The 25596-nt window shown below is 70.2% G+C and carries 25 protein-coding genes; 9 read left to right on the top strand and 16 right to left on the bottom strand.

The genetic code is table 11. The features are described from left to right. Positions 1-4: 4 nt before the first annotated feature. The 3 genes from ABT008_RS08405 to ABT008_RS08395 are packed head-to-tail and all read right to left on the bottom strand — an operon-like array spanning position 5 to position 2525. Entirely contained in the window at positions 5-733 is a 729-nt protein-coding gene (locus ABT008_RS08405) for an ABC transporter ATP-binding protein (RefSeq protein WP_350694767.1), read from the bottom strand. Beyond that, positions 706-1566: an ABC transporter permease gene (locus ABT008_RS08400; protein ID WP_350694765.1), complete on the bottom strand. Its 861-nt coding sequence runs from the start codon at positions 1564-1566 to the stop codon at positions 706-708. Before ABT008_RS08400 ends, ABT008_RS08405 begins: the two co-directional genes overlap by 28 nt. Continuing rightward, positions 1563-2525 (bottom strand): aliphatic sulfonate ABC transporter substrate-binding protein, encoded by a 963-nt coding sequence (locus ABT008_RS08395; protein WP_350694764.1) that lies wholly within the window; start codon positions 2523-2525, stop codon positions 1563-1565. Before ABT008_RS08395 ends, ABT008_RS08400 begins: the two co-directional genes overlap by 4 nt. 167 nt (positions 2526-2692) lie before the next feature. On the opposite strand from ABT008_RS08395, the gene ABT008_RS08390 reads away from it, so the two are divergent. Then, positions 2693-3862, top strand: a complete 1170-nt coding sequence (locus ABT008_RS08390) for an LLM class flavin-dependent oxidoreductase (RefSeq protein WP_350694763.1) — start codon at positions 2693-2695, stop codon at positions 3860-3862. A 21-nt stretch (positions 3863-3883) separates the two neighbouring features. On the opposite strand, the gene ABT008_RS08385 is transcribed toward ABT008_RS08390, so the two are convergent. The 5 genes from ABT008_RS08385 to ABT008_RS08365 are packed head-to-tail and all read right to left on the bottom strand — an operon-like array spanning position 3884 to position 7929. Further along, positions 3884-4393, bottom strand: coding sequence for an NUDIX domain-containing protein (locus ABT008_RS08385; protein ID WP_350694762.1), 510 nt, complete (start codon positions 4391-4393; stop codon positions 3884-3886). 41 nt (positions 4394-4434) lie between these two features. Further along, positions 4435-5076, bottom strand: coding sequence for an SRPBCC family protein (locus ABT008_RS08380; RefSeq protein WP_350694761.1), 642 nt, complete (start codon positions 5074-5076; stop codon positions 4435-4437). Next, a complete protein-coding gene (locus ABT008_RS08375; RefSeq protein ID WP_350694759.1) occupies positions 5069-5446 on the bottom strand; it encodes an ArsR/SmtB family transcription factor in 378 nt (125 codons plus the stop codon). The genes ABT008_RS08380 and ABT008_RS08375 overlap by 8 nt, the downstream gene beginning before the upstream one ends. Positions 5447-5495: 49 nt before the next feature. Beyond that, positions 5496-7541 carry an amylo-alpha-1,6-glucosidase gene (locus tag ABT008_RS08370; protein ID WP_350694757.1) on the bottom strand — a complete coding sequence of 682 codons (2046 nt, stop codon included), beginning with the start codon at positions 7539-7541 and terminating at the stop codon, positions 5496-5498. A gap of 1 nt (position 7542) precedes the next feature. After that, positions 7543-7929 carry an SCP2 sterol-binding domain-containing protein gene (locus ABT008_RS08365; RefSeq protein ID WP_350694755.1) on the bottom strand — a complete coding sequence of 129 codons (387 nt, stop codon included), beginning with the start codon at positions 7927-7929 and terminating at the stop codon, positions 7543-7545. A gap of 417 nt (positions 7930-8346) precedes the next feature. On the opposite strand from ABT008_RS08365, the gene ABT008_RS08360 reads away from it, so the two are divergent. After that, a complete protein-coding gene (locus ABT008_RS08360; protein ID WP_350694754.1) occupies positions 8347-8661 on the top strand; it encodes a TraR/DksA family transcriptional regulator in 315 nt (104 codons plus the stop codon). A 21-nt stretch (positions 8662-8682) separates the two neighbouring features. On the opposite strand, the gene ABT008_RS08355 is transcribed toward ABT008_RS08360, so the two are convergent. Further along, positions 8683-9210: an ATP-binding protein gene (locus ABT008_RS08355; RefSeq protein WP_350694753.1), complete on the bottom strand. Its 528-nt coding sequence runs from the start codon at positions 9208-9210 to the stop codon at positions 8683-8685. 96 nt (positions 9211-9306) lie between these two features. Here ABT008_RS08355 and ABT008_RS08350 point away from each other — a divergent pair, with 96 nt between their 5' ends. Continuing rightward, positions 9307-9666: a VOC family protein gene (locus tag ABT008_RS08350; protein ID WP_350694751.1), complete on the top strand. Its 360-nt coding sequence runs from the start codon at positions 9307-9309 to the stop codon at positions 9664-9666. A gap of 32 nt (positions 9667-9698) precedes the next feature. Here ABT008_RS08350 and ABT008_RS08345 read toward each other — a convergent pair whose 3' ends face one another. Together ABT008_RS08345 and ABT008_RS08340 are read right to left on the bottom strand one after the other, a co-directional pair. Then, the gene (locus ABT008_RS08345; protein WP_350694750.1) at positions 9699-10523 is read right to left on the bottom strand and encodes an alpha/beta fold hydrolase; all 825 of its coding nucleotides are present in this window, start codon (positions 10521-10523) and stop codon (positions 9699-9701) included. Beyond that, positions 10520-11395 carry an SDR family oxidoreductase gene (locus ABT008_RS08340; protein WP_350694749.1) on the bottom strand — a complete coding sequence of 292 codons (876 nt, stop codon included), beginning with the start codon at positions 11393-11395 and terminating at the stop codon, positions 10520-10522. The genes ABT008_RS08345 and ABT008_RS08340 overlap by 4 nt, the downstream gene beginning before the upstream one ends. Before the next feature lie 212 nt (positions 11396-11607). On the opposite strand from ABT008_RS08340, the gene glpK reads away from it, so the two are divergent. Both glpK and ABT008_RS08330 read left to right on the top strand, forming a co-directional pair. Continuing rightward, a complete protein-coding gene (gene glpK / locus ABT008_RS08335; RefSeq protein ID WP_350694748.1) occupies positions 11608-13125 on the top strand; it encodes a glycerol kinase GlpK in 1518 nt (505 codons plus the stop codon). Between the two features lie 151 nt (positions 13126-13276). Beyond that, entirely contained in the window at positions 13277-14608 is a 1332-nt protein-coding gene (locus ABT008_RS08330) for a carbohydrate-binding domain-containing protein (RefSeq protein ID WP_350694747.1), read from the top strand. A 178-nt stretch (positions 14609-14786) separates the two neighbouring features. Here ABT008_RS08330 and ABT008_RS08325 read toward each other — a convergent pair whose 3' ends face one another. Beyond that, positions 14787-15749, bottom strand: a complete 963-nt coding sequence (locus ABT008_RS08325; RefSeq protein ID WP_350694745.1) for a TetR family transcriptional regulator — start codon at positions 15747-15749, stop codon at positions 14787-14789. Between the two features lie 108 nt (positions 15750-15857). Here ABT008_RS08325 and ABT008_RS08320 point away from each other — a divergent pair, with 108 nt between their 5' ends. Continuing rightward, positions 15858-16799 (top strand): ABC transporter ATP-binding protein, encoded by a 942-nt coding sequence (locus tag ABT008_RS08320; RefSeq protein ID WP_350694743.1) that lies wholly within the window; start codon positions 15858-15860, stop codon positions 16797-16799. Further along, complete coding sequence (locus ABT008_RS08315; protein ID WP_350694742.1) at positions 16796-18421, top strand: ABC transporter permease; 1626 nt, start codon at positions 16796-16798, stop codon at positions 18419-18421. Before ABT008_RS08320 ends, ABT008_RS08315 begins: the two co-directional genes overlap by 4 nt. A gap of 101 nt (positions 18422-18522) precedes the next feature. On the opposite strand, the gene ABT008_RS08310 is transcribed toward ABT008_RS08315, so the two are convergent. The 3 genes from ABT008_RS08310 to ABT008_RS08300 form a co-directional block, all read right to left on the bottom strand. Then, entirely contained in the window at positions 18523-19728 is a 1206-nt protein-coding gene (locus ABT008_RS08310) for a helix-turn-helix domain-containing protein (protein ID WP_350694740.1), read from the bottom strand. Continuing rightward, on the bottom strand, positions 19721-19885 hold the full coding sequence (locus tag ABT008_RS08305) for a hypothetical protein (protein WP_350694738.1): 165 nt from the start codon (positions 19883-19885) through the stop codon (positions 19721-19723). The genes ABT008_RS08310 and ABT008_RS08305 overlap by 8 nt, the downstream gene beginning before the upstream one ends. 129 nt (positions 19886-20014) lie before the next feature. Continuing rightward, entirely contained in the window at positions 20015-21226 is a 1212-nt protein-coding gene (locus ABT008_RS08300; protein WP_350694948.1) for a helix-turn-helix domain-containing protein, read from the bottom strand. Between the two features lie 211 nt (positions 21227-21437). Here ABT008_RS08300 and ABT008_RS08295 point away from each other — a divergent pair, with 211 nt between their 5' ends. Together ABT008_RS08295 and ABT008_RS08290 are read left to right on the top strand one after the other, a co-directional pair. Continuing rightward, the gene (locus tag ABT008_RS08295; protein WP_176094282.1) at positions 21438-21800 is read left to right on the top strand and encodes an effector-associated constant component EACC1; all 363 of its coding nucleotides are present in this window, start codon (positions 21438-21440) and stop codon (positions 21798-21800) included. After that, complete coding sequence (locus ABT008_RS08290; protein WP_350694736.1) at positions 21797-22954, top strand: caspase family protein; 1158 nt, start codon at positions 21797-21799, stop codon at positions 22952-22954. The genes ABT008_RS08295 and ABT008_RS08290 overlap by 4 nt, the downstream gene beginning before the upstream one ends. Here ABT008_RS08290 and ABT008_RS08285 read toward each other — a convergent pair. Further along, positions 22942-25593 (bottom strand): site-specific DNA-methyltransferase, encoded by a 2652-nt coding sequence (locus ABT008_RS08285; RefSeq protein WP_350694734.1) that lies wholly within the window; start codon positions 25591-25593, stop codon positions 22942-22944. The genes ABT008_RS08290 and ABT008_RS08285 overlap by 13 nt on opposite strands. Between the last annotated feature and the right edge of the window lie 3 nt (positions 25594-25596).

Raw genomic sequence — 25596 nt, 5'->3', positions numbered from 1 at the left:
GTCCTCAGGTGGGTACGCCGAGTCGTTCGAGCAGGCGGCGTCGTAGTGCGCCGAAGGCCGGGTCGTCGGGAGTCCGGGTCGGGCCGAGGGGTACGTCCAGTTCCTCGGCGATGACGCCGGACTCCAGCAGGAGCAGTCGGTCGGCGAGCAGCAGCGCCTCCTCGACGTCGTGGGTGACCAGCAGCGCGGCGAAGCCGTGTTCGGTGCGTAGTCGACGCAGCAGCGCCTGCATCCGGAGCCGGGTGAGCGCGTCGAGCGCGCCGAACGGTTCGTCGAGCAGCAGCACGTCGGGTTCGCGTACCAGGGCTCGGGCGACCGCGACCCGCTGTGCCTGGCCGCCGGAGAGTTCGGCGGGCCAGGCGCGGTGCCGGTCGGCGAGGCCGACCTCGGCCAGCGCCCGGTCGACGCGGCCTGCCACGTCCGGGCCGGAGAGCCCGAGCGCGACGTTGTCGGCGACCCGTTTCCACGGCAGCAGCCGGTGCTCCTGGAAGACGACTGCGGCGGTGCCACGCAGGACGGTCTCGCCGGTGGCCTCCTCGTCGAGGCCGGCGAGTACGCGCAGCAGGGTGCTCTTGCCGGAGCCGCTGCCGCCGAGCAGGGCGACGACCTCGCCCGGCGCGATGCTCAGCGAGGTGCCGGCCAGCACGGTGGTGGTGCCGAAGTCACGGCGTACGCCGGTCGCGGTCAGCACCGCCGTCCCGGCGGTCAGGTTGCCCGAAGTCCGCGTCGCCATGACAGCGTCCTCCTTTCCAGGGTGCGGATGGCCACGTCGGAGAGCAGTCCGAGCAGGGCGTAGACCAGGAGGCCGAGGACGACCACGTCGGTCTGGCTGAACTCGCGGGCCTCCATCATCAGGAAGCCGATGCCGGTCTGCGCGTTGACCTGTTCCCCGACCACCAGGCTGAGCCAGGCGGCGCCGATGGCCAGCCGTAGCCCCAGGAACAGGGCAGGCAGCGCGCCGGGCAGCACCACGTGCCGCAGCCGGGCGAGCGACCCCAGCCCGCAGGTACGGGCCGCCTCGACCAGTCGTTCGTCGATGTCCCGGATGCCGGCGTAGGTGTTGAAGTAGAGCGGGAAGAACGCCCCGAGGGCGACCAGGCTGATCTTCAGCGACTCACCGATGCCGACCCAGATGATCAGCAGCGGTACCAGTCCGAGGTGCGGCAGCATCCGGGCCATCTGCACCGGTGGGTCGATCAGGTCGTCACCGAGGCGCAGCAGCCCGGCGACGGCGCCGAGAAGCAGGGCGAGCCCGCCGCCGATGAGCAGCCCGGCACCGGCCCGGCTGAGCGAGTCGAGCAGGTGGGTCAGCAGGGTGCCGTCGCTGGCCAGGCGCCAACCGGTGGCCAGCACGGTGCTCGGTGCGGGCAACTTCTCCGGGGCGAGCAGTCCGGCCCGGGCGGCCAGTTCCCAGCCGCCCACCAGCAGCACCGGACTGGCCAGCCGCCACCAGGCGATCGTGGAGATCTTGGTACGTCGACGCCCTTCGCGGGGCTTCGGCGTACCGAGATCTGCCGTGCCTGATGCCGCCGGTGCCACGACAGGGGGTGCGGTCGCCCTGGTCACTGGTACACCTCGTTGAAGCGGTCGTCGATCCGGGAACGGATGTCGACCGGGCCGGGGATGAGTTCCAGCGTGGCGAAGCCGTCCGCGATGGCCTGCAACTCGTCGCCGACGGCGGGGGTGACCGGGGCCAGGGCGCGGGCGCTGCGGTCCAGGGCCCGGCTGGTGACGTCCTCGGCGATCTTCAGCTCGGGGGCGAGCACTGCGGCGCGTTCGGCGGGGTTGGCGATGCCCCAGTCGGTGACCGTCCGGTAGGTACGCAGGAACGACTCGATCTGCGGGGACTTGTCCGCCAGCGCGTCCGGGTGGGCCAGCACGTACTCGCGGTTGCTGGCCAGGCCGGTGGCGTCGGCCAGGATCCGGACCCCGGGGCGCTCGGCGAGGGCGAAGTACGGGTCCCAGATCACCCAGGCGTCGACCTGCCCGTTGTCGAAGGCGGGTCGCCCCTCGGAGGGCTTGAGGTACTTGACGTTGATGTCCTGCAACGTCAGGTTGTTCGCCTCCAACAGCCGCACCAGCAGCCAGTGCACGTTGGAGCCCTTGTTCAGGGCGACCGTGCGTCCCTTCAGGTCGGCGAAGGTGCGGATCCCGGAGTCCTCCTTGACCAGCACCGCCTCGCCCTGCGGGATCGGCTCGGAGGTCCCGATGACGGAGAACGGGATCTTGCCGGCGGCGGCGAAGATCGGCGGTGCCTCCCCGGTCTGTCCGATGTCGATCGATCCGGCCTTGAGCGCCTCGGTCAGCGCCGGGCCGCTCTCGAACAGCGACCATTCGGCGTCCGGGGCCTCGCCGCGCGCCTTGACCAGGCTCAGTCCGCCGAACCGCTGGTAGCCGATGCGCAGTCGGGGAGTGTCGTCGTCGCCGCTGGCCGACCCGCCGCACGCGGTGAGGCCGACCGCGGCGACCAGGGCGAGCGCCGTGAGCAGCGCGGTGCGGGCACGACGTGGGGAAGGGGTACGCATGAGGTCTCCTGGACACAGCGAAGGGGGATCGCCGGACATCGACACGAGTCCGTGACGGCAGCAGCCTACTAAACCGATAGGTTTTATCGGTAGCCTGTCCGTGTGGTCGTCTCATCTCTCAGGAGTGGACGGCCGGACCCACCCCTGCGCGCCAGAAGGATCGAGTCATGTCGTTGACGTTTCACTGGTTCCTGCCCACGTACGGCGACAGCCGGGACATCGTCGGCGGCGGGCACGGCATGTCGGCGGGAAGGGCCGGCGGCTCCCGTCCGCCCACCATCGGCTACCTCGGCCAGATCGCTCGCACGGCGGAGCAACTCGGCTTCGTCGGCGCGCTCACCCCGACCGGGGCCTGGTGCGAGGACGCCTGGCTGACCACCGCCATGCTCACCGAGGTCACCGAACGGCTGAAGTTCCTGGTCGCCTTCCGGCCCGGCCTGCTCTCGCCGACCCTCGCCGCGCAGATGGGCGCCACCTTCCAGCGACTCTCCGAGGGACGTCTGCTGGTCAACGTGGTCACCGGCGGCGAGTCGCACGAGCAACGGGCGTACGGCGACTTCCTGGACAAGGACGCCCGGTACGCGCGTACCGACGAGTTCCTGCACGTGGTGCGGGCGCTCTGGCGCGGTGAGACGGTCGACCACGCCGGTGCTCACGTGCGCGTCGAGCAGGCCCGCCTGGCCCGGCTGCCCGAGCCGGCCCCGCCGGTCTACTTCGGCGGCTCGTCGGCGGCGGCCGGCCCGGTCGCCGCCCGGCACAGCGACGTCTATCTGACCTGGGGCGAGCCGCCGGCGCAGGTCGCCGGCAAACTGGACTGGATCCGCAAGCTGGCCGCCGAGGCCGGCCGGACCGTCCGGTTCGGCATCCGGCTGCACGTCATCTCGCGGGACACCAGTGACGAGGCGTGGACGCAGGCCCGGCGGTTGCTCGACGGCATCGCCGACGCCGACATCGCCGCCGCGCAGGAGGGGCTGCGCCGCAGCGAGTCCGAGGGGCAGCGGCGGATGCTCGACCTGCACGGCGGGTCCCGGGACGGCCTGGAGATCAGCCCGAACCTGTGGGCCGGCGTCGGCCTGGTCCGAGGTGGCGCGGGCACCGCCCTGGTGGGCAGCCACACCGAGGTCGCCGACCGGATCGCCGAGTACCACGCGCTCGGCCTGGACGAGTTCGTGCTCTCCGGGCACCCGCACGTGGAGGAGGCCTACTGGTTCGGCGAGGGGGTGCTGCCGATCCTGCGCGCGCGGGGGCTGTGGCACCACCCGGCCGGCGCTCCGGCGGTGTCGCAGCCCGCCGGCATCCCGTTCGCCACCCCGCCGGTGCCGGCCGGACGGCCCTGATCCGCGCGGAGGTGGGCGGCGTCAGCGACGGGCGGCGAAGAAGTCGGCCAGTACCCGGGTGTGGGTGGAGAACGCCAGCTCGGTCGGCTCGGTCAGCACCAGCCATTCGGTGGCCTCCGCCGTCGGCGCCGACGGCGGAAGCTCCTCGACCCGGCGGGCCGGCAACTCACCGAAGATCATCAGGGTGCCGCCGGCCGGAGCGCTGTGCACCGCGACCAGCCGCGCGTCGGCCGCCTCCGCGCGCAGCCAGGTCTCCTCCCACAGCTCCCGCACCAGCGCCTCGCGCCAGTCCTCACCGTGTTCGACGAAGCCACCGGGCAGCGCGAGCAGGCCGCGCGCCGGCTCGATGTCCCGCCGGACGACGACCAGCCCGAGGCCGTCGGCGGTCTGTACCGGCAGCAGCGCCACGGCCACCGGCAACGGGTTGCGCCAGACCGTCTGGCCGCAGGCCGCGCAGATGCGGGGCCACCCGGCGTCCGCCGGGTAGGCGGCACCACAGTACGAGCAGTGCGAGTACGGCAGGCCGGTCATGCCGCTGCACGTTACCTCGACCGGCGGGGCGGTGCCGACGGTCAGCCCTGTGGCGGCGCGGTGTAGAAGTCGGTGGTCCGGTCGGCGGCGGTCCGTGCCTGCTCGGGGTCCGTACCGGCGGCGACACTCGCCTCGCGCCACCGTTGGCTGCTGGCGGTCACGAACTCGCGGTGGGCACTCGATCCCGCCCACTCCGGGTCCTGCTCCAGGGGGACGTCGCGGCCCGTCCCGGCGAGTTCGCAGGCGAGGCCGAACAGGGCGACGTCCCAGCCGACACCGACGGCCCCGGGCCCGTACTGGAGCCAGAACTCGTCGTTGACGTGGGCAACATGTTCGAGGTGGAGCCGGGTCCGTCCGTCGTCGGTCGGGTCCAGGCGGACCTCGATCCAGCTCACCTCGCCGCCGAACTCCCACGTGGCCGCGAACGACTTCGGCGGGTCGCACCGCTCGACGGTGCCGCTGATGTTGCCCTCCATCTGGTAGCGGCCGTGCAGTCGCAGCTCGCCGGAGACCGGTCCGAACCAGCGGGTCAGCCGTTCCTGGGTGGTGCAGGCGTCCCAGACGTCCTCCGGGGTCGAGTCGTACGTCTGGCTGATGGTCATCACCCGGGCCTCGCCGGCCGCCAGCGTACGGCTGCCGAGCCGGCGCTGGACGGCGTCGATCTGAGCGTTGGCGTCATTCATGGTTGTCCCCTGTCTCGCTCTGTTGGTGGTCGCCCTCGGCCTGCCGCCGCCGTTCGCGCTTGCCACGGGCGAGTTCGGTGGCGAGCGCGGCCAGCGGTGGCGTCCAGAACCGGCGGAATCCTTCGAGCCACCGGTCGACCTCCTGCAAAGGGCGGGGGTCGACGGCGTAGTGCCGCCGCGTCCCCTCCGGCCGCACGGTGGTGAAGCCGGCGTCGCGGAGCAGCCTGAGGTGCTGGGACACGGCGGGCTGCGAGATGCCGAACTCGGTCTGGATCACCTCGCAGATGCCGCCGGAAGTCATCTCGCCGTTCGCGAGCAGCTCCAGAATCCGTCGCCGGACCGGGTCGCCGAGCACGTCGAAGGCATGCACGAGGACTTTATAACAGTGGAATCTTATATAAGCAATAACTTCTATTGGCTCAGGGCGCACCCGCGCGGGCGTTGCCGATCGCGTCCTTGTGACCCCAGCGACCCGGGATGTCGAGCAGCTCGATCCGGCCGAACCGCTGCGGGATCGCCGGATGCACCACCAGGTGCTCGCCGTACGGCTCCAGGCCGAGCAGGGTCCGCAGCAGCAGGAAGATCGCCCCGGTGGCGGAGGCCTGCGGGCTGTTCGCCGCCGGGTACGGCACCGGGAAGCGGGTCAGCTCCCGGTCGTAGCCCGCGAACGCCTCCGGTACCCGCCCGGCGAAGTGCTGCGCCGCGTCGACGATGCTCTCCGCGATGACGCCGGCCTCGGCGAGGAAGCCGTACCGGCGCAGCCCCATCGCGATCAACGAGTTGTCGAACGGCCACACGGTGCCGACGTGGTAGCCGAGCGGGTTGTAGCTGACCTGCTCGGTGGCGAGCGTCCGGACTCCCCAGCCGGAGAACAGCCGGGGGCCGAGCAGATGGTCGGCGACCGAGGCGGCCTTGTCGTCGTCGGCGATGCCGCTCCACAACAGGTGCCCCATGTTCGACGCCAGGGCGTCCACCCGGTCGCCGTCGGGCCCCAGCGCCAGCGCGAAGTACCCGCCGTCGTCGATCCAGAAGTCCCGGTTGAACCGCTGCTTGAGCTCCGCCGCCTGCTGCTCCAGGCGGTCGGCGTACGCCGGGTCGCCCCAGAACTCGCGGGCCAGCCGGGCGCCGCGCCGCTTCGCGTCGTACGCGTAGCCCTGCAACTCGCAGGTGGCGCGGGGTAGCCCGGGCAGCCGGCCGTCGCGGTAGCAGATCGCCTCCGGGGTGTCCTTCCAGCAGTGGTTTTTCGCCCCGCTGCGTTCGTTGCGTGGCTGGTACCAGATGTACCCGTCGCCGCGTACGTCGCCGTACTCGTCGATCCAGCGCAACGCGGCCCGGGCGGCGTCCTCCAACTCCCGGACCAGCGCACCGTCACCGGTCCAGCGTTCGTACTCGTCGAGCAGGACGACGAAGAGCGGCGTGACGTCCGCCCCGCCGAAGTACGGCGACTGCGGGCGTTCCTCGAAGGCCGCCATCTCGCCGTACCGGAACTCGTTGAGGATCTTCCCGGGCTCCTCGTCCCGGAAGTCGTCGAGCACCGTGCCCTGGTTCAGGGCGAGCAGGCGCAGCGTGGTGGTGGCCAGGCGGGGTACGAAGGGCAGCGTCTGGAAGCAGGTGAAGATGCTGTCGCGGCCGATGATCGTCGCCGACCAGGGCAGTCCGGCCGCCGGCATGGACTCGTGCGGCGCGGCCAGCGGTGTGTAGCGCAGACCGGCCAGGTCCACCAGACCACGCCGGTAGGTGACGGCCATCGGTTCCCAGTCGCAGGTGAGCTGGGGTGCGTCGGCCAGCCACTCGCTCAGGTCGTGGCGCAGCCGCGCACCCTTCTGGTGCCCGTGGTGGCCCAGCCGGGTCCGGATGTCCTCGCCGTTCGGGCTGGGGGCCAGGCCGGTCACCTGGAGTCTCGTGCTCCACTTGCCCTGCCGGTCGACCCGGATCCGGAACGTCAGCCCGCGCTCGTCGACCTCGGCGGGCTCGCTGGAGGAGACGTCGGTGAGCCGGTGGAACTTCTCCCGCCGGTAACCCAGTCGCAGGCGGCCGTCGGACACCTCGCGGTAGCCGCGCAGCGTCGAGGCGCGCGGCCACACGACGTTGTAGATCGGGGCGAAGTCGCTGTCCACCTCGACGCGCAGGACGTGGTCGACCGCCTCACCGGTGTGGTTGAGCACGGTCAACTGCTCGACGAACCCGCAGCCCGAGATCCACCGGTCCCGGATCACCGACACCTTGGCGTCCACGTAGTGGGTCGGGTGACCGGGTACCAGGAAGAACCTGATCTCGTAGTAGCTGGGGTCGTGCACGGCCAGCGGGTTCAGCTGCTCCCCGTCCAGGCTCAGCCGCCAGGTGGACAGGAACCGGGTGTCGAAGGCGAAGAAGCCGCTCGGATTGGTGGGGCTGAACGCCATGTCGCCGTTGTCCCCGCTGAGCGCGAAGACGTTGCCGTCGAGGATGCGGACCAGCTTCTTCACGTCAGGTCCGCTCCTGGGCCGGGGTGCCGCCACCGGCTACCTCCCGGGGATGGCGGGCACCCGGTGGCGGAGCGAAGATCCGCTCAAGCATGATCACGAACCGGAACTCGCCGTCCGCGGTGAAGTCGTTGCGCAGCCAGGCGGGTAGCGGCTTGACCTCGCCGTGCGCCATCCGCAGGAACAGGGCCTCATAGGTGCCGATCACGGTGTCGGCGGGGGCCGCGTCGCCCCGGGAGACCGTCACCCGCCCGTGGTCGATGGTGACCAGCCAGTGGTCGACGTGGTCGGGGTAACGCAGGTCGAAGCGGACCGTGCCGCAGACCTGGCGCAGCATGCGACCGCCGTTACGCGCGAGCCCGTCGAAGAAGTGGTGCACCGCCTCGGACATCGCACCACCTCCTGCGGACCGGCGGCAGCGGACGGCGACCGCCCCAGGGCGCGGCGGACGTGCCGGTCAAGCTGCGGTATCTGTCACCTTAGCGGCTTTGGTACGCATACGTGCGGGTCTGCTGCGGCGACCGCCCGGATTTGCCATTGGATTGCCGTGCCGCGCCGCCTATGGTGGTCCGATGCATCCCGCCGCATCGCTGGACCGCGCCGCCGTCACCACGGCGGTGCCGCTGGCGGCTGCGCTGGGGCGGTGCGCCGCGACTCGACCGGCGTGGGTGTCCGCGCGGGCCGGACACGGCCAGCCGCGTCCCACCGGTCGGGGCCCCCCGGCATCTCGTCGCACATATCGACGGCCAGGGGCGAAGCGGACAGCTTCGGCCCTTTTCTATTTTCCGAGAAAGGGACAGGACCGCAGATGAGTACGAGTACGTATGACCAGCAGTGGCGCACCGAACTCCAGGCGACGTTGACCCACGAGTTCGAGGCGCAGACGGCCCGGCTGACCGAGCTGACGGCCGACACCGGCGACCCGGCGGAGGCGCACACCAACGCCGCGCTGATCGCCGCCACCCGGCAGAGCCTGGAGCAGATCACCGGTGCGCTGCGCCGTCTCGCCAGCGGCAGCTACGGCAGCTGCGAGAAGTGCGGCACCACGATCCCTCGGGAGCGCCTCGAGATCCTGCCGCACGCCCGGTTCTGCGTGCCCTGTCAGCAGAAGCACAACGGCTGACGCGGGTGCCGGCTGCCGCGCCTACCGGCGCGGCAGCCCCTCGTCGCCGCCACGCCGGTCGGCGGGCAGGCCGCCGGGAGGCGGCCCCGGCAGCGCGGCCGGCGGGTCGATCAGGCTGGCGGTGACGGTGGCGGTCATGCCGTCGGGGCGGCGGGTGAGGGTCAGCGCTCCGGTGAGCTGGTGGGCCAGCCAGAGGCCGCGCCCGCCGGCGGTGGTGCTGGGTGGCAGGTGCACCGTGAGGTCGGCGTCGGGTTGGTCCCCGTGGTCGGAGACCTCGCAGACGAGCAGGTCGGCGCGGCGGATCAGGTCCAGACGCCCCTGGCCGCCGCCGTGCAGCACGGCGTTGGTGACCAGCTCGTGTACGGCCAGGACGAGATCCTCGGCCAGGTCGCCGGTGAGACCGGCGGCGGCGATCTGCGCGGCGAGCAGGTGCCGCAAAGGCGTCACCGTCTGCGAAGTGAACGACTCGGACAGTAGGCAGATCTCCTCGCCGACCCCCGACATCGGGCCGCCGGTGCCGCCGGCGTCCGGTTGGGCGAGGTTACTCATGCAGGCAGATTACGTCGTCCTCCAGCATCTGCGACTCTTGCTGAACAGCAAGCATCGCGGTTCGGGTGCTGCTCGGGCGCTGGCTAGCATGATCGAATGCCGCAGCTCGCCGCGATCGTCATCCATTGCCGTGACCCGTACCTGATGGCCCCGTTCTGGAGCCGGGTCACCGGTCTGCCGGTGGCGCCCGACGACCGCGTCAAACTCACCGAACGCACTCTCGGGCCCACCGAGTCGGTGCTGCTCAGCGACCCGGCCGGGACCGGACCGGACATCTGGATCGCCCCCGCCGGGGACCTGCCGCCGGTCGGCCGGATCCACCTGGACCTGGCCGCCGAGGACGACGAACTGGCGGCGGTGGTGGCCGCCGGGGCCACCGTGCGGCGTACGCTGCCGCGCTGGACCGTGCTCAGCGACCCGGAGGGCAACGAGTTCTGCCTGTTCCGCCGGCACTGAACGGGTTCCGACGGCGGTGAGCCGGGGTCCGATCAGCCTGCCGTAGCCGGGCGGTCGGCCGGGCGGGGCAGCGCGCCAGTGGTCTCCAGGATCAGCGTGGCGACCGCCTCGGGATCGTCGCTCATCGGTACGTGCCCGCAGCCGGACAGGGTCTGCACACGGGCACCCGGCAGGTCGGCGCGGGCCCGCTCGGCCTGGTGGACGCCGAAGATGCGATCTCGGTCACCCCAGCCGATGGTGACCGGTGTCGCGCACGCGCCCAGTGCGGCGCAGTCGACCCGGTAACCCCGGGCGGCGCGGGCGACGGTGCCGAAACCGGCGCACCGGCGCAGGGCGAGGGCGTCGGCCAGGGCCCGCTCGGCGTCCAGCGCCGCCGGACGGGCCACCAGCGGGCCGAAGCACCACGCGCGCAGCCCCGGCGACCGCAGCGCGGCCCGGATCAGCGGCGTGGGCAGGTGGCTGGTGACCCGCATCCAGCTCAGGGCGCGCAGCGCCCGGCGGCGTTCGGCGTCGGTGAAGAATCCGGCGGGGGAGAGCGCGGTCACCGAGGCGGCCAGTCCGGAGGCGGCCAGCTCCAGGCCGATCGCGCCGCCGAGGCTGTAGCCGGCGACGTGCGGCCGGTCCAGCCCCCAGTCGGCGAGTACCGGCCGGATCGTCGCGACGATGGCCGCCATGTCGGTGGGCATCCCGGTCGGCGGCACCGGGGACTCGCCGAAGCCGGGCAGGTCGATCGCGATCACGTCGTGATGCGCGGCGAGGCGGTCGAAGACCGGGTCCCACGCCTGGTGCCGGTGCCCGATGCCGTGCACGAGCAACAGCGGTTGCCCGGTCCCGGCCCGCCGGAAACGCAGCGTCACGAGCCGCCCCCCTCCACCGAGGTACGCCCGAAGGAGCGCCCGAGCAGCCGCACCTCGTCCTCCATCTGCGCGACCATGGTCGTACCGCCGAAGCGGCTGATCACCGCGTCGGCCAGCCGGCTCTGCGCGATCGGCCGCAACGCCTGGACCAGGCCGATCGCGCGTGGCACGTACACCTTGCGGCGGCGGCGCTCGATGCCGCGCAGCAGCTCCTCGGCGCACCGCTCGACGCCGACCACGGTGTTCAGCGGCCAGGGCAGCCGGCGTTGGGCCTGCCGGAACGAGGCCAGGTCGTCGCGCAGGTCTCGGACCAGGTCGGTGTCGATCCAGATCGGGTGCGCGGTACCCACGGTGAGGCCGTGCCGGCGGTTCTCCAGGCGTAGGACGTTGCCGAACTGCTCCGCACCCGCCTTCGACGCGCAGTACGCGGCCATCCCGGGCATCGCGCCGAAGGCCGCCGCCGAGGAGACGATCAGCACGTGACCCCGGGCGGCGAGCACCTGCGGCAGGGCGGCGCTGACGGTACGCACCACGCCGGTGAGGTTGACCTCGATGGTGCGCGCGAGCGCGTCGACCGGCCCGAGCGCGACCGTCCCCAGGTTCGCGATGCCGGCGTTGGCCACCACCACGTCGATGCCGCCGTACCGCTCGACGGTGGAGGTGACGGCGTCGTCCAGCGCGGACTGGTCGGTCACGTCCGCCTCGTACCAGTGCCCGTTCAGCTCGGCGGCGAGCTGCCGCAGCAGCGCCGGCTCCAGGCCGACCAGCGCGACGCGGGCGCCTCGGGCGGCGGCGCCCCGGGCCAGCGCGGCGCCGATGCCCCGGGCCGCTCCGGTGATCAGGATCGTCCGGTCGCGAAGGTCGTACCGCATCGGCGTGCTCCCTGTCCCGGTCGGCGCCGCCGGTGGTGGTGGCGCGGTGGGCGACGGGACGGATCCAGACCGTACCGCGACCGCCGGGCGGCAGCTCGTCGGAGGCACCGACCGGGCGTCGGTGGCCTATTTCGGCGTCGTCCTGCTGCGGACATCGGGGCGGACATCGGGAAGGATCGGCCCGACGACCACGACGAGAAGGAGACCCCCGCATGGCTGACTTCGTCGGCGCCGTGGACCAGGGCACCACCAGCACCCGCTTCATGATCTTCGACCACGGCGGTAACGAGATCGGCCGTCACCAGCTCGAACACCAGCAGATCCTGCCGCGCGCCGGGTGGGTGGAGCACAACCCGCTGGAGATCTGGGAGCGGACCCGGACCGTCGTGCGCACCGCCCTGAACGCGCACGGCATCGCCGCCGCCGACCTCGCGGCGCTGGGCGTCACCAACCAGCGGGAGACGACGGTGGTGTGGAACCCGCGCACCGGTCAGCCGTACTACAACGCCATCGTCTGGCAGGACACCCGTACCGACCGGATCGCCGCGGCGCTGGAGCGCGACGGCCGGGGCGACGTGATCCGCCGCCGGGCCGGCCTGCCCCCGGCGACCTACTTCTCCGCCGGCAAGATCCAGTGGATCCTGGAGAACGTCGACGGGGTACGGGCCGCAGCCGGTCGCGGCGAGGCGGTCTTCGGCACCACCGACACCTGGCTGCTCTGGCACCTCACCGGCGGCCCGGACGGCGGGGTGCACGTCACCGATGTCACCAACGCCAGCCGGACCATGCTGATGGACCTGGAGACGCTGGACTGGGACGACGAGCTGCTGTCGTTCTTCGACATCCCCCGGGCCATGCTGCCGGCCATCCGTCCCTCGTCCGACCCGGACGCCTACGGCAGCACCCGGCCCGACGGACCCTTCGGTGGGCCGGTCCGGATCACCGGCGACCTGGGGGACCAGCAGGCGGCCACCGTAGGGCAGGTCTGCTTCGCGCCCGGCGAGGCCAAGAACACCTACGGCACGGGCAACTTCATGCTGCTCAACACCGGTACGGAGCTGGTCCGGTCGAAGGCGGGCCTGCTCACCACCGTGTGCTACCAGTTCGCCGGAGCGGACCCGGTCTATGCGTTGGAGGGGTCGATCGCGGTCACCGGCTCGGCTGTGCAGTGGCTGCGCGACCAGCTCAAGATCATCAACAGCGCGGCGCAGAGTGAGGACCTGGCCCGCCAGGTCTCCGACAACGGCGGGGTGTACTTCGTACCCGCCTTCTCCGGACTGTTCGCCCCGTACTGGCGGTCCGACGCGCGCGGGGCCATCGTCGGTCTGTCCCGCTACAACACCGACGCCCACGTCGCGCGGGCCACCCTGGAGGCCATCTGCTACCAGAGCCGGGACGTGGCCGAGGCGATGGCCCAGGACTCGGGGGTTGCCCTGGAGTGCCTGAAGGTCGACGGCGGGGTCACCGTCAACGACCTGTGCATGCAGTTGCAGGCGGACATCCTCGGGGTGCCGGTGAGTCGGCCGGTGGTCGCCGAGACCACCGCCCTCGGTGCCGCGTACGCCGCCGGGTTGGCGGTCGGCTTCTGGCGGGACACCGACGAGCTGCGGGCGAACTGGAACGAGAGCCGTCGCTGGCAGCCGACCTGGTCGCCGCAGGAGCGGGCGACCGGCTACGCCGGCTGGCAGAAGGCGGTACGCCGCACCCTCGACTGGGTCGACGTGGACTGACCGGGACGCCGATGCGACCGTCGGCATTTCGGTCACGTTTCGTTTGCCCGCCATTACTGCGTGTTGGTGTCGCGTTCCCGGGATGTCCGGTCGGTCTGCCTTAGCATCCCGATGTCCGGCAGGTGCCGGTGTGGGACAGGGAGGGGCAAACATGCGGATCACGCGGGCCATCGTGGCGATCGTGGTCGTGTTGTCGGCCGGCGTGCTCGCGGGCACGGCGAACGCGGCGGAACCGTCACCGTTCACGGTGGTCAACGGGTCGATCAACCCGTCGACCGGCACGCCCGTGCCTGCGTCGGGCACCCACGCCACGCTCTGGCGCAACAGCAGTCACGCCACCACCGTGTTGCAGGGCTCCGGCCAACTGGTGTTCGGCGCGATCGGCGACGAGTGCGACGGCTGGCCGGTCGTCCGGGTCAGCGTGGGCGGCCAGCCGGTCGGCGAGGTGACCGTCGCGAGCAACACCGACTACGGCAGCTACCTCGTCGGTGCGCCGCTGGCGTACGGGCGGCACTCCGTCCGCATCGAGCTGGTCAACGACCGCTTCACCGCCACCTGCGACCGCAACGTGCACGTCGCGTACGCCCGGACGCAGGAGGCCGGGCCGGTCGACACCACGTTCGGCTTCGCGGTGGTGCCGGACACCCAGGAGGAGGTGCTGACCGCGGGCGACACCCGGATGCGGCAGCGCATCGACTGGCTGGTGGCCCAGCGCACCGCCCTGGACCTGCGCTTCGTCACCCACTCCGGGGACGTGGTCAACTACGACACCCCCGACCACGTGCAGTACGCCCGGGCCAGTGCCGCCCTGCGTCCCCTGGAGGCGGCCGGCCTGCCGTACACCCTGGCGGTCGGCAACCACGACACCCAGGTCTTCGGTCCCGACGGCGCGCTGCGCAGCCCGGCCGGGCCGTTGCTGCGTGACACCACCACCTTCAACCGGTACTTCACCGTCGACCGCTTCGGGGTGGCCGGGGGGCGGTTCGAGCCGGGCAAGGTGGACAACGTCTTCGCCACCTACCGCGCCGGTGGGGTGCAGTGGCTGGTGTTGACCCTGGAACTGTGGCCCCGACGGGCGGCGGTCGCCTGGGCGCAGCAGGTCGTCGAGGCGCACCCCCGGCACAACGTGATCGTGGTGACCCACCACTTCCTGGAGAGCGACGCCACCATCGGCCAGAGCGCCGGCTTCGGGTCGACGAGCCCGCAGTACGTCTTCGACAACCTGATCCGGCGGTACGCCAACATCCGGTTCGTCTTCTCCGGACACACCGGGACCGCCGCGTCGCGGGTGGACACCGGGCTACACGGCAACCGGATCCACTCGTTCCTACAGACGTTCCACTCGCCCCGGACCAACCCGGTCCGACTGGTGGAGATCGACACCGCTGCGAACTCGCTGCGTACCTGGATCTACGCCCCGTACACCGACGAGAACTTCCCAGCCCACACCCGCACATACCCAAACCTCAACCTGATCCGCTAACCCCCTCTCCTCCCACCCCCACCCGGCCCCCGTCCGCCACCGGTTGATCAAGAAGTTTTGGTCGCCCTGGGCGCGTGAATCGTGCCCAAACTTCTTGATCAACGCGGAGTTTGGGGCGGGGCGGGGTGGGGTGGGGCGGGGTGGAGGTGGGAGTGGGCTGGTTGGTGGCGTCTCGCAATTAGCTCAAAACCGTCTCACTATCATTGTCGGATTCGAGATGGCGGTAGACGGTGGCTCGGGACACCCCGAACTCGGCGGCGATCTCGTCGGCCGAGTGGGTGCCCGCCAGGTGCATCCGGCGGGCTGCCGACACCTGGTCCGGGCTCATCGAACGCGGGCGTCCCGGGCGCCGTCGGCCGGCTCGTGGGCGCGGGCCGGCTGCCGGGGTGGTCGGCCCGGCCGCACCAGTGCCGGTGGTGTCACCACCGACGGTGTCACCACGGGCGGTGGCGGCTCCGCCTCCGCCTCCGTCTGCTTTGGCGGCCTTGGCTTGGGCGGGGCTTGCCTCGGTGGGGTCGGCGGTGGGGGCGCTTCCGGCGGTGGGGGGCGCGGCGGGGTCGGCGGCAGTCGACCGGGCGGTCGGCGACGTGGCCGGCGGGGGGTCTGCCAGCAGGCGGCGGACGCCGTCGAGCATGTCCTCGCGCAGCGCCTGTGCGGGCACCTCGGCGAGGAAGAGCACCGGGTCGCCGCACATCGCGAGCGCCTGCACCGCTCGGACGCGTTCCCGTACGCCGGGGTTCGGCCCGGCCACGATTTCGTTGGCCCGCATGGCGATCTGCATCAGGCTCTGGTAGTCGGTGCCCCGGCCGACCAGCGCCAGGTCGTGATAGAGCATGCCCAGCGAGTGTCGGTGGGTGAGCATGACGTCCACCCAGCCCTCCAGCAGCGTCCACCGGGCCTGCCGTGCCGGTAGCGCCTCGGCCCGGTCGAGCAGCTGCTCCAGGTCCCGCACGAACGGCTCGGCGAGATCGCTGAGCAGGTGTGCCTTGCTGGGGAAGTGATAGAGGATCGCCGCCTTGGTCAGTCGCAGGCGTTCGGCGATCTGGCGTAGCGAGGTGCGTTGATAGCCCTGCTCGGTGAACATCTGCAGGGCCGTACGCAGGATCCGGCTGCGCGTGTCGTCGACTTCCTCCCAGGTCATGGCGTTCAGCCTAGCCCCTCCTGACCGTCGGACGGGGACCTGCGCGAAACCACTTACCGTCGGTCAGTACAGTGGGGTGGTCGGCACACCGAGCGACAGGAGGCACCCATGTCCGTGATCTCGATCGAGAACCTCGTCAAGACCTTCGGCGGAGTACGTGCCCTCGACGGGCTCGACCTGACGGTGGAACCGGGGGAGGTGCACGGCTTCCTGGGACCGAACGGCGCGGGCAAGTCCACCACCATCCGTATCGTGCTCGGCCTGCTGCGCCGTGACTCCGGGCAGGTACGCGTCCTCGACGGCGACCCGTGGCGGGACGCGGTCGCGCTGCACCGGCGGTTGGCGTACGTACCCGGTGACGTCAACCTCTGGCCCAACCTGACCGGCGGCGAGGCGATCGACCTCTTCGGCGCGTTGCGCGGCGGTCTCGACGAACGCCGCCGCGACGAGCTGCTGCGACGCTTCGAGCTGGACCCGACGAAGAAGTGCCGCACCTATTCGAAGGGCAACCGGCAGAAGGTCGCCATCGTCGCCGCCTTCGCCTCCGGCGTGGAGCTGTATGTCCTGGACGAACCCACGTCCGGTCTGGACCCGCTGATGGAGGCGGTGTTCCAGGAGGAGGTCCGCACGCTCACCCAGGCCGGTGCGAGCGTGCTGCTCTCCAGCCACGTGCTCGCCGAGGTGGAGGCGCTCTGCGACCGGGTCAGCATCATCCGGGACGGGCGCACCGTGGAGTCCGGCAGCCTCGCCGAGCTGCGCCACCTGGCGCGTACCACGGTGACCGTCGAGACCGCACGGCCGCTGACCGGGCTGGAGGAGCTGCCCGGCGTACACGAGGTCCGGCCGGTCGACGGCCGGGTCAAGCTGGAGGTGGAGCCGGCGCACCTGGACAGTCTCCTCGGTCACCTGGTCCGCTTCGAGGTCCGCGCCCTGACCAGCACGCCGCCCACGCTGGAGGAGCTGTTCCTGCGGCACTACGGCGACAGCGCCGACGTCGAGCGGCCGGGGACCGACAACGAGCGGCAGACCACCGCCGGAGGTGCCCGATGAGCGCCTTCACCGGCACCGGGCGACTCGCCCGCCTCGCGCTGCGTCGGGACCGGACCCGGCTGGCCGTCTGGATCCTCGGCACCCCGCTGATCGGCTACGGCCTGGCCGAGAGCGTCGCCGGCCTCTACCCGGACGAGCAGACCCGACTCGGGTACGCCGAGACCGCGCTGTCCAGTGTGGTCGCCCGCGCCTTCAACGGCCCGATCGCCAGCGCCGACCTCGGCGCGGTGGTGGTCGCCGAGACGTACCTCACCCTCACCCTGCTCGCCGCGCTGCTGAGCACCTTCGCCGTGGTCCGGCACACCCGGCAGAACGAGGAGACCGGGCGCGCCGAACTGCTCGGCGCCAACGTCGTCGGCCGGTACGCCCTGCTGACCGCCGCCCTGCTGGTGGTGGTCGGCGCGAACCTGGCCTCCGCCGCGCTGCTCGTCCTGGCCTTCGTCGGCGCCGGGCTCCCGGTCGTCGGCTCGGTGGCCGCCGCCGCCGCGATCGGCGGGGTCGGTGTCGCCTTCACCGGCGTCGCGGCCGTCACCGCCCAGGTCTCGGTCAGCTCCCGCAGCGCGAACGCGCTCGCCGCGGCCACCGTGGGCGTCGCGTTCCTGCTGCGCGCCGCCGGTGACGTGCTCGGCGAGCGTGGCGGCGACGGCACCCGGCTGGACAGCGCCTGGCCGACCTGGCTCTCGCCGCTCGGCTGGGGCACCCAGGTACGCGCCTTCGGCACCGAACGATGGTGGGTCCTCGCACTGCCGCTGGCCCTGCTGATGGCCGGGGTCGCGCTGGCGTACCTGCTGGCCGAACGCCGTGACCTCGGCGCCGGGCTGCTGGCCGCGCGGCGTGGACCGGCCCGAGCGGGCTCGGGGCTGCTCGGGCCGGTCGGCCTGACCTGGCGGTTGCAGCGGGGCGCACTGGCCGGTTGGACCGTGGCCGTGGTGGTGCTCGGCCTCTCCATGGGGGTGGCCGGTCACGAGGTGGACGCGATGATCGCCGAGAACCCGGCGGCGGCCGAGGCGATCGCCCAGCTCGGAGGTGGGGCGGAACTCGTCGACGCGTACCTGGCCGCGATCCTCGGCCTGTACGCGTTGACCATCGGCGCGTACGTCGTGCAGGCCCTGCTGCGGACGCGCAACGACGAGTCCGACGGCATCCTGGAGGCGTTGCTGGCGACGGCGGTGAGCCGGACCCGGTGGCTCGGGACCCAGGTGTGCGGCGCGGTGCTCGGCGCGGTGTGGCTGGTGCTGCTGGCCGGGCTCACCACCGGCCTCGGGTACGGCCTGGCGGCTGGTGACGCGGTCGGCTGGACGGTCGAGTTGGGCGGCGCGGCGCTGCTGCGGTTGCCCGCCCTGCTGGTGCTCGTCGGGGTGGTGACCGCCCTGTTCGGCGCGGTGCCCCGCTGGTCGGTGGCGCTGAGCTGGGCGGTGCTGATCGCCTTCCTGCTGCTCGGGCAGCTGGGCGCGGTGCTGGAGCTGCCGCAGGCGGCGCTGAACCTGTCGCCCTTCACGCACGTGCCGTCGGTGCCCGCCGCCGACCTCACGGTCCTGCCCCTGGTGGTGCTCACCGCCGTGGCCGCCGTGCTGCTGGCCGTCGGACTGAGCGCGTTCCGCCGTCGCGACACCCCGACCTGAGTGTAAGGAGGGGACCCCTGCTAACGCCTCGTGCATAGCAGGGGTCCCCTCCTTACACCGAACCCGCGCTAACCCGCCTCCGTCTGACAACTGCGGTGCCGTCATGTCGCCGGAACCCCAAGGGCGGCAGCGAGCTGGACGATCGTCGTCGGGGCGTGCGGGCTCCGGAGCACCTGGACAAGCAGGTCGCGGGCGGCGGGGCGGTGCCGGACCTCGGCGGGTGCGATGCTCTGGGCCTGCCGCAGGGTCCGGGCGGCGCTCGTGGCATCGTGAGCGTGCAGGTGCGCGCGAGCAGCGTCGATCAGGTGTGCGGCGCGATGCTCGACAGGCAGCCACCGCCAGCCGAGGCCTTCGGTGGCCCTCTGATGCCAGGCCAGCGCCTCACCCGCATCGCCCAATTCCAGCGCCGCCAGGGTGCGCGCTGCGGCCACGGCGGTGGGTCCGAAGGCGGTGCGATGGTAGTCGTGGCCGTCGCCCACCTGGTCGGACAGGTCGGCGGCCTCATCGAGCAGGTTGGCGGCGCCGCGCTCTTTGCCGTCGCCGGCCGCCGCCAACGCGCCCTGCACGAGCAGCGTGCCGCACAGGGACAGGTACGCCGACGGGCTGCCGTCGAGGTCCGGCGGGGTGATCCGGTACGCGGTGGTCCGCATGGTCGACACCGCCGCGCCCGCTTGCCCGGCGGCGCGCAACACCGGCCCGAGCTGCACCGCCGCCGTCGCCACCAGCACCGCATCGCCGGTGGCGAGCGCCATCGCCCGGTCGGCGGCCAGCCAGGCAAGCTCGGTCTCACCGAGCTTCGTCAGCAGTGCCGAGCCGACCCGGTACGCCTCCACCAGCGGTACGCGCCCCGATCCCGGATCGCAGGCGTAACCGCGCTGCGCCCCGGTGATCAGCCCGGGCAGCAGGTCGATCAACTGGGGGTATTGGGCATGCTGGTAGGTGTTCCAGGCGTAAGCCACGCCACCGGCCAGTTGATCCGCCGCCGGTACCCGACGCTCCGGCTCCCACCGGCCCGCCACGATGTCGTACGCGGACAGTGCCGCCCGGATCCGCTCCACACCCGCCGCCCGCTCGTTGACGGCAGCGGTGCGGACCTGGCGGCCCAGCAGCACCGACTGCTCGACTCGCAACACGGCGGCGATCTCCGCGATCGTGGACACCTTGTCCAGCGACCGCGCACCACGCTCGACCTTGTCGACCCAGCTCTTCGACTTGCCCATCCGATCGGCGAACACCTGCTGCGACATCCGCCGCCGCCCTCGCCAGTAAGCCACCCGCCGACCGATCGGCAACAACTCGTCACCCACGCCGCCACCGCCGATCCGGTACCGCCCGGGTCGTCTCCTCGACCGGTACGCGCTCCGCCTCGGCCTGGGCGAGCACCCGCCGCTTCGCCGCTTCCCGTTCGTTCGCCTGGATCTGCTCGCCCCTGCTTGGCGTGCCGCCATCGTTCTGGCCGATCATTCCCGACTCCTTCGTCATCAGAGGCGGCAGCGGAAAGGTCCAGACCAGCCCACGCTGTCACCGCTCGATTACGCTAAGGAATCGAGCGTTCGAGTCTGGGTACGTGGTGTACCCGGTGACGGGGCGTACCTAAAGGTCGGTGGCACTCATTCGACGGGCGAGGTCAACCGCCTCGGCGCGGATTGAGGCGGGCGACTCTTGGGACAGCCGGGTGATCAGATCCTGCGCCGCAGGCGAGTAGCGGACCGTCTCCGGTGACGTCGCCTCGGCACGCGTCAGCAGATGAAGGGTCGCTTCCTTCGCGCCCTCCAGATCGGCCGAACGTGCCAGTTCCACGTAATGCCGACCCCGACGCTCTGTCGAGGGGATCGATGCCGGGTCGAGGGCGTGGGCGCGGCGTTGCGCCTCGTCCGGATCACCGAGGTCTACTGCGCACATGACCGCGTACACGTCGACCAAGGGCCGCGACACGCGGGTCCGCAAGCCTACGAACCCCTCGGGCAGCGCCCGGTCGACGATCGACCGAGCGGTGTCCCAATCCGACCACGCGCCTTGGTCACCGATCCGAGAACGCGTCAGGGCTGCGCAAAGGTGCAGATCGGCGAGGACTTCCGCCCATTCGGGGCCGCCATCCGCTAGGCGTGGTTCGATAAGCCCGCGTGCTTCCCGAAGTCGCTCCAACGCTTCGTCTCCGCGACCCACCGCGCGTAGCAGGTGTGCGGCATACCAGGTCGCCTGTGCGATAGCGAGTGGGTCGTCCGCGTCCAGGGCGGCGTTCATTCCGCGATCAACGGTCAACCAGACCAGTTCACGGTCGCCATGCCACGCCAGATACGCCTGAGCGAGATGGTAAGTCTGCGCGAGTAGGGCGAGGCTCGTGCGTCGATCATCGCCCGAATGCAACCGAGCCGCTCGCTGGGTGGCATTCAGCAGGCCGGGCAGGATTTCCCCTGCCGCCGTGCGCTGGTGTCGAGATGTGTGCCAGGTCTGCCATGCGGAATCGACCGCGCCTCGGAGATAGTCGGTGCTCTCCGGTTCGCCGTCGACGGCGAGGTGCCAGGCGGTCAACGCATGGCGGACCTCCGTTACTGCGGGATGGCTGGCCCGACCATCGAGAGACAGTGCCACGGACGGTCCGAAGAGATCACCGAGATCCCGAACCCCGAGGTGTGGTGCCATCTGCTGTGCGGCACGAAGGGTCAACGATCGACGTCCGTTCTCGATGAACTTCACCGTTGTCGCTGATAGTCCGCTCAAGTTGGCGAGGCGTTCACGGGAGAGCCCGGCGGCACGACGTAGCCGCTCGACACGCTGGCCCGGCTTTAGCTGCTGATCACTGATCACGAACCACACCTCATTACATGGGGTACATCGTGTACCTCACGGTACGCGCAGCTTCCGGAGCCGGGAAGAGTTAGGAGTTGATCAGTGTCCATGGATGGCGCGGACGCGCAAAACCCTCACTTCCCAGTTGGTCGCTGTGTCGATGGTGGTGGAAGGTTGGTGTCGGGTGCTGGCTGACTTCCTCCGGCCATATTGGATAATGCATACCATGGCGTTGATCAAAGTGTCACTGCTCGACGGAAGACCAGGCGAACTGCACTCTCTGTTTGGTTGGCTCCAGCGCACCGACGAACTCCGTGGCAGGGTGCGGACGCTGTCTCGGCAGCCCGGTCCAGACGAGATGGGTGGCGCCATGGAGATCATCTCCGTTGCGCTCGGCAGTGGTGGAGCGGCTGCGGTGCTGGCAGGTGCGCTCAACACGTGGTTGCAATCGCGGCGTGCTCGGATCAGCGTGGAGTTCGTCGTCGAGGAGACGGGTGAAACTCTCCGTAAGGTCGAGATCGAGGCCGGCAACGCAGGCGCAGTCAAAGAGCTGTACGACACGCTCTCGGCAGACCGGAAGGTGTCATGAACGCGAGGCTTCCGGAGCGAGATGGATCGCGCGCCCTGCTGATCGGGTCGTCCCGCTTCTCGCACGACGGCCTGCATGATCTTCCGGCAACCGTCAACAACGTGCAGTCGTTGGCTGATTCCCTCACCGATCCGGACTTGGGTGGCCTAGATCCGTCAGGCTGCCGGATGTTGATCGACCCGGCGACTCCGCAGGAGGTCGGGGATGCGATTGACGCCGTCGTCAACGAAGCGCTGGACACGATCGTGGTGTACTACTCAGGCCACGGCATGCTGAACCAGCGCGGTGAACTGTTTCTGGCCGTTGAATCCACCGACCCGGATCCGCGTCGGGTCCACTACTTTGGTGTTCCGATGAGCTGGCTCCGGTCCGCACTGGCCGACAGCCCTGCACGCAATAGGGTCCTGATCCTGGACTGCTGCTTCTCGGGCCACGCTACCGAGGCTATGTCGGGCACCGCCCCGGCGATCAGCGGGAACCTCGACATCCATGGGACCTACACTCTGGCGTCCGCGCCGGCACACGAGACGGCAGTTGCCCCTGTTGGTGCACAGTTCACCGCTTTTACCGGCGAGTTGTTGCGTACGTTGCGGCAGGGCGTCACGGGTGGCGGCGCACTGCTGACGCTTGGCGACATCTACCTGGCGCTGACTCGGGCGCTGCCGGCGAGGGGGATGCCCCGCCCGCAGCGTCTCGGCACCGGCTTGGCCGACCACATCGCGCTGACTCGTAACCCCGCCTATCGGCCAGCAACTCCGCCGGCTGCGGCGCCGCGTCCGGCCCCGGAACCGCGTCTTAGCTCTGCCACGAGTGGCGAACGGGTGGCGAACGAGCGCGATCCGAAGGTGGCCGCCGAGTTCCACGCAGCCATGCTGGATGGTTACCGCAGGGCCAAGAAGGAGTTGAACTACAACGCGGGCTACTTCCTACAGATGGTGCAGCAAGTAGGCGGGCTTGAGGCGGCCCGCCGGCTAATCAGGGCAAGTTCGGTCTCCAGCGGCTTCACCACCCTGTGGGAGAAGGGCAGACTCGACCTCGCAGTCGAGGCGGTGGTGCTGCAAGACCGGTTCGCCGGGCTCTTCACCGAGGAGGAACTCGACATCGCCCGGAATCGGTTGGCCGAGTACGGCTACTCGCCTGCTCAGACTTCGTAGACCTTGACCACCTCGTCGCCATAGTGGTTGACCACCTTCACCGCGATCTTTCGTGACTTGGGTCGAGGGAACGGGCGCGAGTGGTGGCCGTAGAGGCTGGACCAGGCGGACTCGTCGATCTGCGCGCGCAGCGCCTTGCGCAGCCGAGAGTACGGGTCCAGCCCGTCCGGCTTGCCTTCGCTCCCGGCGAAGTAGATGTGCCGGACGAAGAACTCTTCCTCGTTGTAGTCGGTGTCGATCATCCACAGTGCGATGTCGCCGACGCCGTTGTCCGGCCGCAGTTCCCCGGTGGTGGGGTTGTAGACATCAACGCCACGGATCTCGACAACGAGCCCATCCGGCACCGGGTCGATGGCGATGTCCGGCTCGCCGAAGACCGTGAAGAGATTGGCCGTTCCGGTCTTCTTGAGCAGCGTGTCACCCATGGCCAGGTCGGCGTTCATCCGGACGAGCAGGATCGGAAGTCGGCCGAGCTGCCGCTGCTCCGCCACCGTTGCGAAGTCGTCGCCCTCCGGAGCGAACTCGCCGGCTGCCTCGCTGGCCCGCCCATCGAAGCCGAACGCACACACCAGCAGCAGGTCGAAACCGATACCCTTGAGTGCCTCCCGCGCCGCGTACTTGACGAAGTCGGCGTCCACTGTGCCGTACTGAGGGCCCACGCTCACAGCGATCCGCGCCGACGTGCCCTCGTCGTCGTTGCGTCGCGCGGCCTCCGCGTGGACAAACTTGCCCGGGTACGGGTTCAGCGAGGCGAACTCCAGCCGCTCGTTACGCCAGCCGTTCTGTACACCTGCCTTGGTCAGGTTGTCCAGGATCGTCTTGACGTAGGCGTTGACATCGCCTCCTTCGGTCTGCTCCTCGCCGATCGAGAAGTTTGCCGACCGATGCGGTGACAGGCTCTCCACGGTGAACTTGCCCGCCACCCGGATGCGCTTCTTGTCCTCGTATGGCCGGTCGTAGAGCAGTTCGGTTTCGGCGTGCCGGGCGATCGCCGCGTCGATCTCCTTGCGGCTCATGCCCTCCTTGATGTCCGGGTTGTTGGCGATGGACTTGAGCGTCACGTGCGGGACACGCTCGTACACGAAGCCCTTGCGGATGTCATGGCCGGGCGGTGTAGGGGCCGCCTCGGTGCCGGACAGCTCGCGCTCCTTGGCCCGACCCTCAACAGAATCGGCGAGCAGGTAGGCGGGGTACTTCGCACCGACCAGCCGCTGCCGCGCGAGCGTGATCGCCACCCGCGAGGTGTCAATGGTGATCCACCGCCGACCCCAGTGCTCAGCCACGTATGCGGTGGTCCCTGAACCGCAGGTCGGGTCAAGAACGAGGTCGCCAGGGCGAGTGGTCATCAGGACGCAGCGCTCGATGATTTTCGTGCCCGTCTGTACTACGTAGGTCTTCGCCTCAGTGAAGCTGCCAGTCCCGGTATCCGTCCAAACGTTAGATCGAGTGGTGACGGGGAAATCGTCGAGGTATCTAACGTAGCGGAGAGTCTTTCCTGTTACGGCCAGTCGTCGAGCTCGCACAAGCCGTTCAACGGGTTCTCCTTCTCCCGTTTTCCAAAATCCCGGCGTGGGTCGATAGGTCTGGCCTTGGAATTCAATCGGGAAGTTGCCTGGAGGTCGTTGACTTGTGAAGTTGTCGAAGGTGAGAGCGCGGAGGTCGCGCCGGTCGGCATCTTTCGCAGTTCTACGTCGTCGCGTTCCGTCCGCTTCCTCAACGTAGTTGTAGGAAAGTGCTCCGCTTTCGCCGGGAGTCTTCAAGCTGTAGAGTGGTTGATAGTAAGTGTGCTTTATGTCCTTGCCGAACCAAATGATGTAATCGGCAACCCCTGCAAGCAACTCGCTGCTTGATCCGGCCGTCTTGGCTACGCAAATTTGGGAAACAAAGTTCTCCGGGCCGAAGACTTCGTCGAGGAGGCAGCGGACGAGGTGGACGTTTTCGTCGCCGATCTGGACGAAGACGCTGCCGGACTCGGTGAGCAGGTCCCGGGCGACGATCAGCCGGTCGCGCAGGTAGGCCAGGTAGGAGTTGATGCCCAACTCCCAGGTGTCCCGGAACGCCTTGATCTGCTCGACCTCGCGGGTGACGTCCGCGAGGTTGCCGTCCTTAACGTCCCGCTTGCGGGCTGACATCTGCCAGTTGGAGCCGAACTTGATGCCGTACGGCGGGTCGATGTAGATCATCTGGACCTTGCCGCGCAGCCGCTCCTTCTCGGCAAGCGACGCCATGACGCGCAGCGAGTCGCCGAGGATCATGCGGTTGGACCAGTTGGCCTCGTGCTGGTAGTACTCGACCGACTGCCAGTTGTCCAGCCCGTCGAAGTCTGCGTAGTCGTCGGCGAAGAGACCGAGCTGTTCGTTCTCCCGAGGGCGGGACTTCTCGCTGGCCCTGCGCAACTCCTCGACCAGGGTGCGCGGGGCGACCTTCTCCTGGACGTAGATCGGCGGGGCCTCGACCACCAGGTCCTCGGCGTCCTGTTCCTCTTTGCCGATCCAGACGAGCTGCGGGTCCAGACTCGGATCGCGCTCCTTCTTGACCTGCTCGATCCGGGCGGCGTCAGGCGAGACGAACTCCTGGCCGTCCGCTGTCGGCAGATGCACCCGACGCTCCGTCGGGTGCGCGATCGCCTGCACCGGCACGTT

It is taken from the genome of Micromonospora sp. NPDC002389 (genome assembly GCF_040296095.1).
Taxonomy (GTDB): Bacteria; Actinomycetota; Actinomycetes; order Mycobacteriales; family Micromonosporaceae; genus Micromonospora.
This window is presented reverse-complemented; position numbering and strand designations above follow the sequence as displayed.